This is a genomic window from Psychrobacter sp. H25, from assembly GCF_059076335.1.
On record NZ_JCACRV010000001.1, the window covers coordinates 1,671,223 to 1,687,548 of the forward strand.

Sequence of the window (16,326 nt, forward strand, 5' to 3'; positions counted from 1 at the left end):
AACTATTATCTATAAATCAACCAATAGAGCAATCACAATGTTAATCAATAGTACCATTACGCTCAAAGGTCGGTAAATTTAGTCCAGGTGGTTTATGCATCCATATGTAGACGGCTTTACCTGCTAGGTTTTCATCAGGAACAAATCCCCAAAATCGACCATCCGCACTACGATCGCGGTTATCACCCATCACAAAATACTGACCTTCTGGTACTTCGATACGCCACTCTGTGCCTTCTGAATCAACCACTTCTGGCGATTGTTGTTGTAAAAAAGGCGCGTACTGTGCGCTGTTCATACCATCTAAATAGCGAACTAAGTGCTTGTTGTCACCTTGCGTTTCTTGAAAGTACGTTGCTGCGTCTTCTTCTTGCTGACCCATTGCAGCCGCACTCTCTTCAGTGAGCACTTGACCTGGACCCATCTGTCCTGGCAAATAGAGCTGTGACGTCAGCTCAGCATTTGCATCAAAATCGATAGGCGTCGTATCTACAGGAACATCATTGATAGAAATCGTACCCTGACTGTAGCTGACCGTATCACCAGGCAAACCAATCAAGCGTTTAATATAGTAGATGCTTGGGTTTTCAGGATAGCGGAAAACCACCACATCACCATGCTCAGGCTCACCTGTATCCACAACTTTATTATAAGTCAGTGGCAAACGGACGCCATAAGCATACTTGTTGACTGCAATGAAGTCACCCGTATACAACGTTGGTACCATAGAAGATGATGGAATATTAAAAGGCTCAACCAAAAACGAGCGGACAACCAGTACCACGGCCAAAACAGGGAAAAAATCATAAGCCCAGCGTACCAAGAGGCTTTCTTGACCTCGCCCGCGAGTTTTACGTTGCTTGAGCGCAAGCTTATCTAACAGCCATACAATCCCTAAGCCTATAGTTAACGGTACTAAAATTAAATTAAAATCAAAATCCATACCAAATTGCCTATTAACACGCTGCCTGTATAGCTGCTTTGACGATAAGACCAACGACGTTCAACTGTGATGTACCAAAACTATAGTAGATAACGCTAGTGTTTAGCTATCTACTTGCAGGACAGCCAAGAAGGCTTCTTGTGGAATCTCCACGTTACCCACTTGCTTCATACGTTTTTTACCTGCTTTTTGCTTAGACAGCAGTTTCTTCTTACGTGATACATCGCCACCATAGCACTTAGCCAATACATCTTTACGCATCGCTTTTACGGTACTACGACCAATAATCTGACTACCGATAGCTGCCTGAATAGCCACATCAAACATCTGACGCGGAATCAACTCTTTCATCTTGGTCACGAGCTGGTTACCGCGGAAACGTGCTTGATCTTGATGGACAATCATCGCCAAGGCGTCAACTTTATCGCCATTGATTAGTACGTCAACTTTAACCAGTTTATCCACTTGGTAACGATCAAAATTATAGTCTAGTGAAGCAAAACCGCGAGAGACTGATTTTAGACGATCAAAGAAATCCATGACCACCTCGCCCATCGGAATATCAAAGATAATCTGAACTTGCTTGCCCATAAAACGCATATCGACCTGTACACCTCGGCGCTCGATACATAGCGTCATGACATTACCTAGGTAATCTTGTGGCACTAGAATCTGACAGCGCGCAATCGGCTCACGGAACTCTTCGATATTGTTCGGCTCAGGTAGTCTTGATGGATTATCAACATAGATAACCTCGCCGCCTTTCTTTTCGATCTCATAGATAACAGACGGTGCAGTGGTGATCAAATCCAAGTTATACTCGCGTTCTAGACGCTCTTGGATAATCTCCATGTGTAGCATACCCAAGAAGCCACAACGAAAACCAAAGCCTAATGCATCTGAGGTATCCGGCTCAAAAAACAACGACGCATCGTTGATTTGTAGTTTCTGTAGTGCTTCACGGAACTTTTCAAAATCACTAGAATCTACTGGGAACATCCCTGCATATACTTGCGGGGTAATCTGTTTGAAACCTGGAATACGATCGACGTCAGGCGTTTTAGAATGCGTAATCGTATCGCCTACTGGGGCGCCAGCGATGTCTTTGATACCCGCAATGATAAAGCCCACTTCGCCTGCTTCTAAAACACCAGTATCGACAGGCTTAGGGGTGAATACACCGATAGAACTCACGGGATGAGCATCGCCGGTCGATTTGATATAAATCTTATCGCCCTTTCTCACAGTTCCTTGGCGTACGCGTACTAGCGATACCACGCCCAAATAGCTATCAAACCATGAATCAATGATAAGCGCTTGCAGAGGAGCTTCGCGGTCGCCAGTCGGTGCCGGAATAAACTCAACCAGTGCTTCGAGCAATTTATCAACGCCAAGACCAGATTTCGCTGAGACACGCGGTGCATCTACTGCATCGATGCCGATGATATCTTCAATCTCTTGAATAACACGCTCAGGCTCTACTTGTGGCAAGTCAATTTTGTTGAGAACTGCCATTACTTCTAGACCTTGGTCTACTGCTGTGTAGCAGTTGGCAACCGACTGTGCTTCTACGCCCTGAGCCGCATCAACGACCAATAGCGCGCCTTCACAAGCCGCGAGTGAGCGTGATACTTCATATGAGAAGTCAACGTGCCCGGGCGTATCAATAAAGTTCAGCTGATAGCGCTCACCATTTGGGTGATCATAAAACAGCGTTACCGACTGTGCTTTGATGGTAATACCGCGCTCACGCTCAATATCCATCGAGTCGAGCACCTGCGCCTGCATCTCTCGATCTTGCAAGGCACCGCACATCTGAATAAAACGATCGGCAAGGGTCGACTTACCATGATCAATGTGGGCAATGATTGAAAAGTTACGAATATTGGCTAATGCAGTCACAAAGCGCCTACTAATTTAAGGGTGATAGAATAATGAAGCTAAAGAACAGATGCGGTCAGGTACAATTGGAGATACTTGTGCTTCGTTGAGAATTAGATGTCTCAATCCAGTCAATTTTAATAATGTCGTCGCCTACTATACAAAGCCAAGCATATTAACTCTTATGCATACGCATGAAGGAGTATTCTAGCAGTTTTCAACCACAAAGTAAGGCGATTTTAGTAGTAGAGAGACGATTTATCAATGGTTTAAGATTGACTGACAATCGACAAGGGATATCTAACTGAGCAGTGACGTCTAGAAACTTTTGAGACAAGACATTATTTGAAGCAAAAAAAAACCAATCTCGAAGGATTGGCTTTTTGATATTGCAAGTACTGCTATATATGGTGGCGATGAAGAGACTTGAACTCTTGACCTCACGATTATGAGTCATGCGCTCTAACCAGCTGAGCTACATCGCCGTTTTAGGCTGCACATTATGCCCAAGCTGTTGACTGCCGTCAACCCCTAATGGGCATTTTTTGCAAAAAAATGAATGTAATTCAGATTAATTGCAACGATTACTACCACAAACAATAAAAAAGGTTTGGTAAACCGATAAGCCGGGTTCTGTCGTGGACGATCATTCCTCTAGGCGTATCATCGCTAATACGCTCAAGCAACCTACCCGCATCGAACGCGGGCCGCGCCATGCCGATGCCTATTTGGTCTTGCTACGCGTGGAGTTTACCATGCCGTGAGATGTTGCCATTCACGCGGTGCGCTCTTACCGCACCCTTTCACCCTTACCGATAATACCCTAAGATACTAAAGGCGGTCTACTCTCTGCTGCACTGGTCGTCAAGTTACCCTGCCCAGCCGTTAGCTGGCACGCTGCCCTATGTAGCCCGGACTTTCCTCCCCTGCTCATCTGTTGCCAGTGTGCAGCGGCGATCGCCTAGTCTACCAAGCGCGCTAGTATAGCAAACTTATGAGAGCCTGCGCATGTCTTTTAGATTTATTTTTGAAGATAATACAAATGGGCTAAACAAAATTTTCTGGCAGTGTTTCAATATTACCGACCAAGTTATCTTTTAGATATGGTATCTGTAGCCAGTGCGCTTTGGGGTAATGTCTGGCTAAATAATTTTGCAAAAAATCAATGGTACTGTTTGCAATCTCAGCATCCGTTTGCTCAGCGTCATCATGAATATGATTATAAATCACACTATGTACCGTTAAGCCGCGCGATTTTATGGCTTCTAAACTCAGTAACGTATGATTAATACTACCTAACCGACCGGAGGTGACCAAGACAATAGGATAGTCTTGCTCCGCAATATAATCTAAGGTCAATAATTCAGTAGTAATGGGAACTAATAAGCCGCCTGCTCCTTCTAATAACACCATATCGTAATCGGCTTGCAATGCTTTGGTGGCTTCAGTAATCATCTGAATATCTAGGGGCTGGTTTGCCAATGCAGCAGAAAGATGCGGTGAGGCAGGTTTCTCGTAGCGATAAAAACAGGTGGTAAAATCTAAATCACAAGGCTGCAGCGGAATCTTCATCAGCTTGCGGTGGCTCAAGATATCATCTGCAATGCCTAGCTCGCCATTTGCTTGTTTACTAATGCCCGTTTGCACTAGTTTTTGAGTGATTACATTTACGCCTTGTTGCATAAGTGCTTTGGCAAGCAGTCCCGTGGCGTAGGTTTTACCGATATCGGTATCGATGCCGGATACAAATAGCACGCTCATGGTTGACCTCGATTTTCTAAATACGTACGCACCACTTTTAGGAGCGATTGGCATAAGGTAGTCAGCTCATCATCAGTAATCACGTAAGGCGGCATGATGTACACTAGCTTACCAAACGGTCTGACCCAAATACCGTTATCAATCAATAAAGACTGAAAAATGGGCATATCGACCGCGTCATGCAACTCAATTACAGCAACTGCGCCCAAACAATGCACCTCAGCAACACCTTCTAATAACGCGGCAGGCGCTAACTGCTGTTCCATAATAGTCTGCATGTTTGCGGTACACGCTTCGATATCATAAGACAGGATCAAATCAATCGATGCACATGCCACTGCACAAGCCAGTGGATTGCCCATGAAGGTTGGGCCATGCATCAGCGCTGGATAATCACTATTATGAATGGTATCGGCAATATGACGGGTACATAGCGTTGCAGCAAAAGTCATATAGCCACCCGTCAGCGCCTTGCCAATGGTCATGATATCAGGGCTGATATCAGCATGTTCACACGCAAATAATTTACCACTACGTCCAAACCCAGTGGCGATTTCATCGGCAATCAAGAGCACATCATGCTCATCACACAGTTGACGCAGCAATTGTAGATATTCAGGACTATAAAAACGCATTCCGCCTGCGCCCTGAATAATTGGCTCAATGATAAATCCCGCCAGCTGCGCACCATACTCGTTAAAAAACTGAGCTAATGATTCACGCTCATTTACTGTCAATGCGCGATCAAATCCAATTGACGGCGCAGGAACAAAATGCTGCATCGGTAACTGCTTGCCATACAGACTGTGCATACCATTGACAGGATCGCAGACACTCATGGCATGCCACGTATCACCGTAATACCCTGAATGGGTTGACGCAAACTGCTGCTTATTTGGATGCTTGGCAGCGACTTGATATTGCAATGCCATTTTTAGTGCCACTTCCACGGCAATACTGCCACTGTCAGCATAAAAAATCGCATCAAGTCCAGCAGGTACAATATCGAGCAGTTTTTTGCCTAAATTTATAGCTGGCTGATGGGTCAATCCACCAAACATCACATGCGCCATTTTGCTCAACTGCTGGGTCAGCGCTTCGTTTAGCTTGGGGTGATTGTAGCCATGGACGCTCGCCCACCATGACGACATACCATCGATCAGACGCGTGCCATCTTCGGTGATGATATAAATACCTTCAGCGCGATCGATTACGATATTAGAATAAGTGGGTGGCAGACTGGCATATGGGTGCCAAAGATGTCGCTGATCGAACTCACTTGCTACTTGAATGAGTTTGGTTGTTGTTTGCGTGGTTATTGTTTCCATAGTCATCGTGCTGTCCCCAAAACGTTCTAAATCCAAACGTCATCAATCGCTTATCAATGTTTTATTGACCCGTAATTCGCTTGTATTTAGACAATAAATCACTCTCTGTTTCGACATGATCAGGATCATGAGGGATACAGTCAACTGGACAGATCACCACGCACTGCGGCTCGTCAAAATGTCCGACACATTCTGTGCATAAATCTGGGTCGATCACATAGATATCATCGCCTTCTGAGATGGCCTCATTGGGACAAGCGGGCTCACACACATCACAGTTGATGCACTCATCAGTGATTAATAGTGCCATAAACTGCTCCTTATATTTTAATCGTCTCACGCGTAACTGGTCTCTCTTTGCCATTTTGGCAAGTCCTACCAGCAAACCGTTTAGTCAGCATCTACTATTCAATATTTAATTTTTTGTCAAAAGCTTGCAAGACACAGGGCGGGACGAATTTATTAACATCACCGCCGAGTTTGGCAATTTCACGAATCATGGTAGACGAGATAAACGAGTAGTTCTGAGATGGGGTCAAAAATACGGCTTCAAAGTTTTCGTCTAGCTCGCGGTTCATGTTGGCCAATTGAAACTCATACTCAAAATCTGACATCGCTCGTAATCCACGTAACACTGCCGTAGCGTGCTTTTCGCGCATGAAATCGACAAGCAACCCTTCAAAGCCAATCACAGATACTTGCGGTAAGTCTGCAAATACGGTTTCGACCAAGGCGACCCGCTCTTCAAAATTGAACAGGGGTTTTTTATGATGCCCTGAGGCAACCGCAATCACGACCTCGTCAAATAGCTTGACGGCGCGTGTAACCAGATCCACATGACCATTGGTAATAGGATCAAAGGTACCAGGATATAGAATTTTGGTATGTAGCTTTGAGGAGTTAGAAGAAATAGAATGGCTCATAGCATGACTGATATAATCGGTGATATTAGGCCATATGCTAGCAAATTTTGCTCAAACTTAATACTTATCTGCTACATTTGTCCTAATAGCTGATTTACCTTTTCATTAGAGGCTTTGATACAATAGGCAGTTCGACTCATCCATCTCATAATCGAAATAAAAAACAAGACTAGTTATTGGATTAAGATGAGGAATTAGTAGAACTGATCAGATAAGGCGCTCGCATTTCGGGCAAACCTTATGGAGAAATTATGTCAAAAAAATCAAAAAAACCTGATAATCAGATTTGCGCCAATAAAAAGGCGCGTCATGAGTATTTTATCGAAGAATCCTTCGAAGCGGGACTGGCGCTACAAGGTTGGGAAGTAAAAGCTATTCGTGCAGGGAAGATGACGATTACTGAAGCGTATGTCATATTTCGCAATAACGAAGCTTTCTTGTTTGGTTCGCATATTCAACCACTACTATCGAGCTCTACACACGTTAGTCCAGACAGTATTCGTACCCGTAAACTGCTTCTAAATCGTCGTGAGATCGAGAAACTGTCTGGGGCAATCAACCAAAAAGGCTATGCTTGCGTACCGCTATCTTGCTACTGGAAAAACTCGCTAGTAAAGTGTCAAATTGGTCTAGCATTGGGTAAAAAGCAGCATGATAAACGTAAAACGTTAAAAGATCGTGACTGGGAACGTGATAAGCAGCGCGGCTTCAAACAGCATTTAGATTAAGCGTTATTTAATCTATATAAAAAAGGACGACTTAATATTTACTGAGCCGTCCTTTTTTGTTGTCTATCACATTTTTTAAATAGTCACCTTTATAACATCTATCCAGTGATTTTTTATGCCATTTGCTCTTCTAAAGACAACGCTGTCTTTCTACTAGCCTGACACAATTGCCTAACACCATGAGCAATCAGACAGGCAATACCCAACCAAATCAGACCATAGCTATAGATCATCGCTGACTCAAAAGGATTACCCAGCACGGTCACTGCCAAAATAAATAGTAACGCAGGCTCTAGATAGCTCATCATGCCGTAAACATTAACGGGTAGCATTTGACTGGCATCAATATTGGTCTTCATCGCCAAGACGCTGAGCACACCCAATCCTATAAGCATCATGATAAAGAAACCAGAGCCACCAACCATCACTACACTGTTTGGGGCAAAAAAGAATAAGTAAGCCAAAGCAAAGGGCGCAGATATCGTCAAATCGACCAACAATCCCGTTACAGCACCGATTCCTTGCATGCGGCGTAAAATGTAATAAATAGGATACGTACCACACACCCATAGCGTCGCCCAAGAAACACTCTGCGTACGGATAACTTCGCTACCCACACCCAGTGCAGCAAAGGCTACTGCTAACCATTGCAAACGACTGAGTTTTTCGCCAAAAAGCACGCAACCAAACACCACCATCATCAGTGGGAATAAGAAGTATCCCATCGCGGTTTGTACACCTTGTCCATTGACTGGCGCCCACATAAACAACCAAAACTGGCTCAGAAATATCGGTGTAGGCAGTAGCAACCAAGCCCATTGTTTAGCGCCTTTGAGCACTTTCAATTTATCAACGTGCAATCCTAGACGTCCACTCACTATTAAGTATCCGACCAACGCTGCCCACATCGCGAGCATGCGCCAGATGAAAACCTGCGTCCCTGATAATGGCGCCAAAAAACTGCTATACGCATAGAGGACGCCAAATAGCACATTGGATAATATGGCAAAGGAAACCCCTAATATCAGAGTGCGTTGCTGTGTGTTACCTGCCGTCCAAATCGCAGGTAATGGCAAACGTGCAGCAGTCGTTGCTAGCGTATTAGCGAATGCATTGGAGAGCATTGAGATAGACATGATAAGCACCGTAAGTATTGATAGACAGTAAAGACCCAACCGCTTGCTCTCATTTTTGAGTAGCTCTGATTGATATGGTCTATTTTACTTAAGTACTTTGAGATATTATCTCTATATAAGTACATAAATGAATAAAATTATCATATTACTGGTATATAAATTATTATTTTCTTATATTAGTATTTTTAGTGATAATTTTTATAAAATCATTAAACTCTCTGCTACCAAGGATGTACTGAGATGAGTCATATTTTAGATAATACTGATAAAGCTATTTTGAACTTGCTACAAGATGATGCGACATTACCGCTTAAAACTGTCGCAGAGCGAGTACATGTGTCTATTGCAACAGCTCAGCGGCGTATACAAGCACTCATAGATCATGATGTAATTAGCAAACAAGTCGCCATCGTCAATCCTGACAAAGTAGGCTACGGTCTGACGGCGGTGGTCATGATAGAAATGGAGCGCTCTAACACTTCAATGCAGCATCGGTTTGAGCGACTGATGGACGCACAATCACGAATCATGAGCTGCTATGAGGTTTCGGGCGATTTTGATTTTATGTTGATGGTCAATGCCAAAAATATGAGCGACTATCATCAGTTCACTCGCAGCTTGTTGACATATGAAAATAATGTCCGTAATTTTAAAAGCCAATTTGTGATGAACTTTACCAAGAGTGGAACCAAAATCACGTTGGACTGATAACCCCTATCTCTCTAACGCGATGGTGTTTCTTATAAATTCTGGTGACAAGTAGATAAGTGGTCGCTAATCCCTGTACGATATAATAAAAGTTAGATAAGCAGTAAAATATCGATGGTTCATTCTATAGACAAGGACGCCTACTCATGACTAACGACACAAACTCTACTGGCACAGATATGCATGCCACCCAAAAACCACTACGCCCAAAAGTAGTGCTAACAAGTGCGTTGTTCGCTATGGTACTAGCCAGCTCAGGCTGCGCTACCAGCTCATTGCTTGACAGTGGCAAGTATGTCACGACTAATACGGCAAAACAGATACTCTCTGAAGATCAAATCATAGCCTTTGGTCGCCCAGCGCAGGCATTACCCAAAATGCCAAACGCCACGATGGTGATCGTGGGTGAGAAGAACAGTTACGTACTCACCCAAGGTGGGACTGAGATGGTGAACTTACTGAGTAATCTGACACAAAAAAACATTCAAGTTGATAATGACATGAGCTTTTATGTACCGAACAACGATGGCTATTTTCAAGGGGAAATGAAGCTGTCTTATGCCAAACTAAAGGATGAGTTTGGGCGCGCGGATTATCAGTTCTTTTTGCAAAACAATGGCAAAGAATGCACCTCAGCAAGTGATCAACGCATGAATGCTCAGCGCTTTTGCTTCAGCGTGCCTGTGAAAGGGGCTATCTATCCGCAAGTTAGCAATTTGGGGCTCATTCAGTCAAAGTATCGCGCCTTGACCAAACCTTATACCGTAAGCTTCTATACAAAGACTCAGCAAGATATGGTCACCCGTAGCGGACCAAACGGTGTGCAAAAGCTGGTATTGCTACCCTTTGCACTCGCTTTTGATGTGATTACCTTCCCGCTTCAACTGGTAGAGTAGATAGTTGACAACTATTAGGCAGTCCATTTTCTAATATCAATTTTTAAACCACATTATACAAGGCACGTTATCGAAAGGTACTCCATACTCAACCGTAACGTACCCACTTGGTCTATTAAAACAACTTCTCGACGACTGCTTTTGGATAACTTTGCTTGGTCGTTTGTGCAGCTTGAAACAATATCTCATCTGCCTCAACAGGTCCTGCAACGTCGCACAAGCAAACATAAGCAAGCTGAATCAAATTGTTGAGAAGATACTCATTGTCAGGTACGACTGGACGATCACCATCCAAAAATGATTTGATATTGATACTATGCCCTTTGAAGGTGCGCTCTTGCGAGACAGTTTGGTGCATGGTCAAAAAAAAGTTACGACTGTCGATGGTCGATAGTTGACTGCGAAGCGTCTCCATCACCGTATAAAACGCCAATACCAGCTCAGAGAGAGGCAATGGTACTGGGGTATCGATGGTCTCTTGATGACTGTCGGTCTCCACTATCTGCTCATTGCTCGCTTGCAGCGTATCCCAAAAGCCTTTACGAATCTCAGATTTGTGCGCTTGTAGCTCAGGATAGCGCCGAGTTGCGTCCAACACGCACTGTTGCATCATCTTGACAGAGACCGCCGGATACCGTAGCCATTGCGTCTTCAGCAGTCGTACTTCCTCAGGATGTAAGTATTTTGCCAGCACCTCTGCCATCGCGGATACCGTTTGGTCTACGGATTGAGTATCAGTATTCATCAGCTCTCTCCTATAAGTGACGCTCTGTTAGACTTTTAGCATCAAACATTTGCTTTTGAAACTCAGGGTAACCCAGCTCTGCATGCTCGGTATAATCAAGGCCACGCTGCTCATGTAAACGGCTTGCCTTTAATCCAAAGCTCAGATCAATCAGCTTATACATAATAAGACCCAGACCTAATGCCCATACCAAAGCCACACCGACGCCCAGCGCCTGCACGCCCAGCCGTGATAAATTAAATAAATCCCCTGTATAAAACAGTCCAGCTGCAAGCGTACCCCACACGCCGCCGAAGCCATGTACGGCCACTGCTGAGACCACATCGTCTATCTTGAGCTTTAGTAGCGCCTGCGTAGACAGTATATAGACCACGGCCGCTACGGCACCGATAATAATAGAAAATAAAGGTGTCGTTGTGGCACAGCCTGCCGTGATAGACACGAGTCCGATCAAACTGGCATTGACACTATCGCTGAGCAAGATTGCTTTGTTTAGTGTTCGAGAGATAAGCATATAGCTCACTACAGCACTGACTGCGGCGACAAAGGTATTAACCGCGATAAGACCGATATCGCCTGTGATAGACAGGGTCGATCCAGCATTGAACCCAAACCAGCCAAACCACAAGATAAACCCGCCTAGCGCTAGTAGCGTCATGTTATGCCCTGCGATCAATCGCGGCGTCCCATCAGGTGCAAAGCGGCCCAGTCTTGGTCCAATAACCAAAACACCTGCCAGCGCCAACCAGCCGCCGATAGAATGGACCACCGTCGAGCCAGCAAAATCAATAAAACCACGCTCAGCAAGCCAGCCTGACCCGCCAAAATAGCCACCCCAGACCCAGCTGGCAAACACAGGATAGATAAACAAACAAATCAAACAAGCCGCTATCGCATAACCGAAAAACGAGACGCGCTCTGCCATCGCACCACTAGCAATCGTCACTGCGGTCGCCGCAAACATCATCTGAAAGAACATCAGTGCCCAGTCCATATTGGACAAGGCAGTTGGCATAAAATTATCAGTACCCACAAATCCAGAACTATTGGTGCCCATCATTAGCCCAAAGCCAACCAAATAAAACGCCAAACCACCGATACACATATCGGTATAGTTTTTCATCATCACGTTTACTGCATTTTTTGCGCGTACTGATCCGCTCTCTAGTAGCGCAAAACCTGCCTGCATAAAAAACACCAACACCCCAGCCCAGATAATCCAAGCAATGTTCTGGTATTCGAGCAGCTGTGCTATGGTCAATGTATCTGCCTCAGCAGCTTGTGCACGGCCCATCGCGCCAAACAATAGCGTACTCAGCATGAGCATATTACGCGGTAATGACCCACATATTTTCTTTGTCACATCTAGCCCAACAGATGATGTTCTCATTTTATCTCCAAACACTTATCCAACCCTTTAAATGTTATCGGTGCACCATTTTCACTCATAGATGCACACAAATAAGCCCTGATAGAGTCGGAGCAAAACCTATGCCAGAATCTGTGGAGAAAAATTAGAACGGCTAACAAACATGAGAAAACGTGTGAGAAATGGGTTTGTCGCGCTGATGATATTGCTGCTCAGCTTGGGTTATTTTTATCGCTACCCTGCTGTACTGGCGGCTTACTTTGTCACTGCAGTTTATCTCGCGCTATCAATAACTTATCGGCAGTCGCCCATCGTAGAATAGGTCGCATAGTGAGGTTGATTCATGTTAAAATGAGCGCTTTTAAATTCGCCTTTATTATCATTGAGTGATAAGGGACGTATTTTTAGTGCCATTTTCTAATTAACAGGTCCGCCCATGTCTGCCGATACCATCGCCCGCACTGCCTTTAAACAAGGCACCAAGCCACTTTATGATTATGACAAACACTGGGCGAGCTGCTACGAGCCTGCGCCTTATCTACCGATGAGCCGCAAAGAGATGGACGATCTGGGCTGGGATGCTTGTGACGTCATCATCATCTCAGGCGATGCCTACGTCGATCACCCAAGCTTTGGTATGGCGATCATCGGTCGTCTGCTCGAGTCACAAGGCTTTCGTGTGGGTATCATCGCGCAGCCAGATTGGAAGAGCAAAGATGCCTTTATGGAGCTTGGCAAGCCGGTCTATGCTTATGGCGTGACCGCAGGCAATATGGACAGCATGATCAACCGCTATACAGCCGATCGCAAAATCCGTAGCGATGATGCCTACTCTCCTGGCAACGTCGCCAACAAACGCCCTGACCGCGCTGCTATCGTCTACAGTCAGCGTTGCCGTGAGGCCTACCCTGATGTACCGATCATCTTAGGCGGTATCGAGGGTAGCTTACGCCGTATCGCCCATTATGATTATTGGTCAGACAAAGTGCGCCGTAGTATCCTGCTGGACGCTCGCGCCGATGTCTTACTGTATGGTAATGCGGAGCGTGCCATTGTCGATGTGGTACATGGTCTGTCAAAAGGCTATAGCTTCGAGCAAATGAGTAAATTGCGCGGTACCTCTTATCTGTTGACGCCGACTCGTCGCCATTGGCAAGCAGGCATGACAGAAGTCGCCAGTAACGATGTCGATACCGTTGGCCGTGTCGACCCCATCATCAACCCGTATGTCATGACCGAAGATGTTGACAGCTGCTCAATTGAGCAAAACAAACCATCGGACTCGCCTGTTGGGCAAGCGATGCCGTCATCTATGTCATCACAGTATCAGGGTTTTGTCGCTGAGCCAGTTACAGACAAAGTCATCAATGCCGATCAGGTAGACACCGACACGCAAGTGGTACAAATGCGCGGCTTTGATAAGCCAAAAACCGCCCGTAAGCATAAGATTAAAATGCCGCCACGTGAAGAAACGGTGATTCGTCTACCTGATTATGAGCACGTCAAATCTGACCCTGTACTCTATGCCCATGCCAACCGTATTTTGCATTTAGAGACCAATCCGGGTAATGCTCGCGCGCTCGTACAACGTCATAGCAGCGGTGCGGGTAACTCGCATACCTCTATCGATGTCTGGCTGAACCCACCACCGATTCCACTCTCAACCGAAGAAATGGACTATGTGTTTGACTTGCCATATGCCCGCCTGCCACACCCAAGCTACGGCGATGCGCGTATCCCTGCTTATGACATGATCAAATTTTCGGTCAATATCATGCGTGGTTGTTTTGGTGGCTGTACGTTCTGCTCAATCACCGAGCACGAAGGGCGCATTATCCAAAACCGTTCAGAAGAGTCGATCTTGCGCGAAGTCGAAGCGATTCGTGATACCGCCCCTAACTACACTGGTGTGATATCTGACCTTGGCGGACCAACGGCCAATATGTATCGTCTGAGCTGTAAGGATGAGACTATTGAAAAGAACTGCCGTAAGCCGTCATGTGTCTATCCTGATGTCTGCGAAAATTTGCTGACCGATCACAGTAACTTGACCAAACTGTATCGCAAAGCCCGTGATATCAAAGGCGTGAAAAAAATCCTAATTGCGTCTGGCTTGCGTTACGATCTGGCGGTAAAAGACCCTGAATACGTCAAAGAGCTGGTCAGCCATCATGTCGGCGGTTATCTCAAGATTGCCCCTGAGCACTCTGAAGAAGGCGTGCTATCGAAGATGATGAAGCCGGGCATGGGCAGCTACGATCAATTCAAAGCCATGTTTGAGCAGTTCAGTCAAGAAGCGGGCAAAGAGCAGTATCTGATTCCTTATTTCATCGCGGCCCACCCGGGTACCAAAGATGAGGACATGATGAATCTTGCGCTGTGGCTAAAAAACAATGGCTACCGTGCTGACCAAGTACAGGCATTCTATCCAAGCCCAATGGCAACCGCGACCACCATGTATCACACACACAAAGACCCGCTACACAAGGTTAGCCGTGATGAAGGTGACATGGATATCGTCAAGTCTGGCAAACAGCGTAAACTGCACAAAGCGTTCCTGCGCTATCATGATCCCAAAAACTGGGTACTACTGCGTAAAGCGCTACAAGACATGGGTCGTAGCGATCTGATTGGTAAAAACCGTGGTTGTTTGATTCCACCATTTAATGCCAGTTTAGAAGGGCGTGACGCGGCACAAGACAGCTATCAGTCCGCGCGCAAAAAGAACAGTCGCCTAGGCAATGACTCGGTGAAGCGCAGTAACAATTCGTCAAAGCCTAACGCCTCAAACCGTGCTGGCACAAGCAAAAACGCTGTCGGAAAAAATACCAAGAAAAAAGTCAGTAAAGGCAACTTCCAAACCCAGCATACTGGTCTGCCACCGCGCAAAACCAAGTAGCGTTAACGATATAAAAGAACATGCTCAGTTTAGAGCGTGTTTAGTTAATCAAAAAATCGTCTATCGACAATTCGTTGATAGGCGCTTTTTTATGAACAAACTTAGCAGTACCACCCACTATAATCGGTGTTTTTGATTTACTGCCTTTACTTTATAGAACATATGCAGTTGGTAGTATTTACGATTAAAAACACCTAGAACTCATGGCACCTAGGGTTAGTAATACTCAGCATTAAGGGCATTTAGAATCATAAGTTACATTAGTCATGGATTAGGTAACCAAGCTAACAGGTAATAAACAATTTCTAACACTGAAATAGTTCGTTTTCGCTACTATAACCCTCATAGGCTACCTACCCAAATAAATATAATCGAATGACATTAGTGACAAACTCTGGAGAGAACCATGAACATGATAACTAAAATCGCGACCGCCCTACCAGCCCTTACCCTATTGAGCGCTTGTGCTACAACGGCTCCAGAAACCACTGATACACCCGTCACAGAAAAGGTAACCGCGGCTTATGATCGCATGGCACCAGCACCCTACACCTGTACTGACGGCAGCAAAATCATGGCAAAGCAATCTATCAATAAAGAACAAGTCATGGTCAATGCCACATTACCAAAAGTAAAATGGGCAGAGCAGCCAGTCGTCTTGAACGGTGGTGTAAAAGGTGACGTCGCAAGCTATGTCAACGACTCAAACCCCGAAGTCATCTATGCATGGCACATGAAAGAGGACAAAGGCATCTTTGCGATGAAATGGGCAAACGGAAAAGAATACAAAGTAAACTGCCAAATCTAGTCCGTCAAAGATAAGCAGAAACCTATTAAAAAATAAAGCAGTCACTAGATAGTGGCTGCTTTTTTGTGCCCGTTTGATCGATAGTTTCGTGACTATGATTATGGCTCTAGGGCTATGTTTATGGCTCTAGGGCTATGTTTATGGCTATGGTTATGAGAACAACGACATCTATTCGTTCCAGCTCTAGCATTAGCTCAAAAA

15 protein-coding genes, 1 tRNA gene and 1 other RNA gene are annotated in these 16,326 nt (G+C 45.1%); 6 read left to right on the plus strand and 11 right to left on the minus strand.

Features of this window, described 5'->3' with window-relative positions:
• Positions 1–40 precede the first annotated feature (40 nt).
• The 8 genes from lepB to coaD all read right to left on the minus strand — a co-directional run bounded on the left by lepB (position 41) and on the right by coaD (position 6,836).
• Complete coding sequence (gene lepB, locus AC5JPO_RS06710; protein ID WP_493853603.1) at positions 41–943, minus strand: signal peptidase I; 903 nt, start codon at positions 941–943, stop codon at positions 41–43.
• 102 nt (positions 944–1,045) lie between these two features.
• Positions 1,046–2,845, minus strand: a complete 1,800-nt coding sequence (gene lepA, locus AC5JPO_RS06715; RefSeq protein WP_319051907.1) for a translation elongation factor 4 — start codon at positions 2,843–2,845, stop codon at positions 1,046–1,048.
• Between the two features lie 387 nt (positions 2,846–3,232).
• Positions 3,233–3,309: transfer RNA gene (locus AC5JPO_RS06720), tRNA-Met, on the minus strand.
• A gap of 121 nt (positions 3,310–3,430) precedes the next feature.
• Positions 3,431–3,797, minus strand: an RNA gene (rnpB, locus tag AC5JPO_RS06725) — RNase P RNA component class A.
• Between the two features lie 74 nt (positions 3,798–3,871).
• The gene (gene bioD / locus AC5JPO_RS06730) at positions 3,872–4,585 is read right to left on the minus strand and encodes a dethiobiotin synthase (protein WP_493853604.1); all 714 of its coding nucleotides are present in this window, start codon (positions 4,583–4,585) and stop codon (positions 3,872–3,874) included.
• A complete protein-coding gene (gene bioA / locus AC5JPO_RS06735; protein WP_493853605.1) occupies positions 4,582–5,919 on the minus strand; it encodes an adenosylmethionine--8-amino-7-oxononanoate transaminase in 1,338 nt (445 codons plus the stop codon). The genes bioD and bioA overlap by 4 nt, the downstream gene beginning before the upstream one ends.
• Before the next feature lie 55 nt (positions 5,920–5,974).
• Entirely contained in the window at positions 5,975–6,223 is a 249-nt protein-coding gene (locus AC5JPO_RS06740) for a YfhL family 4Fe-4S dicluster ferredoxin (RefSeq protein ID WP_045453660.1), read from the minus strand.
• A gap of 94 nt (positions 6,224–6,317) precedes the next feature.
• Positions 6,318–6,836 (minus strand): pantetheine-phosphate adenylyltransferase, encoded by a 519-nt coding sequence (gene coaD, locus AC5JPO_RS06745; protein WP_057758372.1) that lies wholly within the window; start codon positions 6,834–6,836, stop codon positions 6,318–6,320.
• 251 nt (positions 6,837–7,087) lie between these two features.
• Here coaD and smpB point away from each other — a divergent pair, with 251 nt between their 5' ends.
• A complete protein-coding gene (gene smpB / locus AC5JPO_RS06750) occupies positions 7,088–7,564 on the plus strand; it encodes an SsrA-binding protein SmpB (RefSeq protein WP_493853606.1) in 477 nt (158 codons plus the stop codon).
• Positions 7,565–7,677: 113 nt separating this feature from the next.
• On the opposite strand, the gene rarD is transcribed toward smpB, so the two are convergent.
• Complete coding sequence (gene rarD, locus AC5JPO_RS06755; protein ID WP_493853607.1) at positions 7,678–8,700, minus strand: EamA family transporter RarD; 1,023 nt, start codon at positions 8,698–8,700, stop codon at positions 7,678–7,680.
• A gap of 240 nt (positions 8,701–8,940) precedes the next feature.
• Between rarD and AC5JPO_RS06760 the strand changes: the two genes are divergently transcribed.
• Together AC5JPO_RS06760 and AC5JPO_RS06765 are read left to right on the plus strand one after the other, a co-directional pair.
• Complete coding sequence (locus tag AC5JPO_RS06760) at positions 8,941–9,408, plus strand: Lrp/AsnC family transcriptional regulator (RefSeq protein WP_493853608.1); 468 nt, start codon at positions 8,941–8,943, stop codon at positions 9,406–9,408.
• Positions 9,409–9,554: 146 nt separating this feature from the next.
• On the plus strand, positions 9,555–10,304 hold the full coding sequence (locus tag AC5JPO_RS06765) for a YidX family protein (protein ID WP_493853609.1): 750 nt from the start codon (positions 9,555–9,557) through the stop codon (positions 10,302–10,304).
• Between the two features lie 115 nt (positions 10,305–10,419).
• On the opposite strand, the gene AC5JPO_RS06770 is transcribed toward AC5JPO_RS06765, so the two are convergent.
• Both AC5JPO_RS06770 and AC5JPO_RS06775 read right to left on the minus strand, forming a co-directional pair.
• Entirely contained in the window at positions 10,420–11,049 is a 630-nt protein-coding gene (locus tag AC5JPO_RS06770; RefSeq protein WP_493853610.1) for a hypothetical protein, read from the minus strand.
• Between the two features lie 10 nt (positions 11,050–11,059).
• Positions 11,060–12,376, minus strand: a complete 1,317-nt coding sequence (locus AC5JPO_RS06775) for an ammonium transporter (protein WP_493854020.1) — start codon at positions 12,374–12,376, stop codon at positions 11,060–11,062.
• 205 nt (positions 12,377–12,581) lie between these two features.
• On the opposite strand from AC5JPO_RS06775, the gene AC5JPO_RS06780 reads away from it, so the two are divergent.
• From AC5JPO_RS06780 to AC5JPO_RS06790, 3 genes are all read left to right on the plus strand, one after another.
• The gene (locus AC5JPO_RS06780; RefSeq protein WP_493853611.1) at positions 12,582–12,740 is read left to right on the plus strand and encodes a hypothetical protein; all 159 of its coding nucleotides are present in this window, start codon (positions 12,582–12,584) and stop codon (positions 12,738–12,740) included.
• A 114-nt stretch (positions 12,741–12,854) separates the two neighbouring features.
• Positions 12,855–15,317, plus strand: coding sequence for a YgiQ family radical SAM protein (locus AC5JPO_RS06785; RefSeq protein WP_493853612.1), 2,463 nt, complete (start codon positions 12,855–12,857; stop codon positions 15,315–15,317).
• Between the two features lie 406 nt (positions 15,318–15,723).
• Positions 15,724–16,125 (plus strand): hypothetical protein, encoded by a 402-nt coding sequence (locus AC5JPO_RS06790; protein WP_493853613.1) that lies wholly within the window; start codon positions 15,724–15,726, stop codon positions 16,123–16,125.
• Positions 16,126–16,326 lie beyond the last annotated feature (201 nt).

Bases quoted from the DNA above. Each gene is read 5' to 3' on its own strand.
- AC5JPO_RS06790 (WP_493853613.1), top strand. From the start codon at position 15,724: ATGAACATGATAACTAAAATCGCGACCGCCCTACCAGCCCTTACCCTA.
- AC5JPO_RS06780 (WP_493853611.1), top strand. From the start codon at position 12,582: ATGAGAAAACGTGTGAGAAATGGGTTTGTCGCGCTGATGATATTGCTG.
- AC5JPO_RS06775 (WP_493854020.1), bottom strand. From the start codon at position 12,376: ATGCTCATGCTGAGTACGCTATTGTTTGGCGCGATGGGCCGTGCACAA.
- coaD (WP_057758372.1), bottom strand. From the start codon at position 6,836: ATGAGCCATTCTATTTCTTCTAACTCCTCAAAGCTACATACCAAAATT.
- rarD (WP_493853607.1), bottom strand. From the start codon at position 8,700: ATGTCTATCTCAATGCTCTCCAATGCATTCGCTAATACGCTAGCAACG.
- AC5JPO_RS06765 (WP_493853609.1), top strand. From the start codon at position 9,555: ATGACTAACGACACAAACTCTACTGGCACAGATATGCATGCCACCCAA.
- bioA (WP_493853605.1), bottom strand. From the start codon at position 5,919: ATGACTATGGAAACAATAACCACGCAAACAACAACCAAACTCATTCAA.
- lepB (WP_493853603.1), bottom strand. From the start codon at position 943: ATGGATTTTGATTTTAATTTAATTTTAGTACCGTTAACTATAGGCTTA.
- AC5JPO_RS06760 (WP_493853608.1), top strand. From the start codon at position 8,941: ATGAGTCATATTTTAGATAATACTGATAAAGCTATTTTGAACTTGCTA.
- AC5JPO_RS06770 (WP_493853610.1), bottom strand. From the start codon at position 11,049: ATGAATACTGATACTCAATCCGTAGACCAAACGGTATCCGCGATGGCA.
- bioD (WP_493853604.1), bottom strand. From the start codon at position 4,585: ATGAGCGTGCTATTTGTATCCGGCATCGATACCGATATCGGTAAAACC.
- AC5JPO_RS06740 (WP_045453660.1), bottom strand. From the start codon at position 6,223: ATGGCACTATTAATCACTGATGAGTGCATCAACTGTGATGTGTGTGAG.
- smpB (WP_493853606.1), top strand. From the start codon at position 7,088: ATGTCAAAAAAATCAAAAAAACCTGATAATCAGATTTGCGCCAATAAA.
- AC5JPO_RS06785 (WP_493853612.1), top strand. From the start codon at position 12,855: ATGTCTGCCGATACCATCGCCCGCACTGCCTTTAAACAAGGCACCAAG.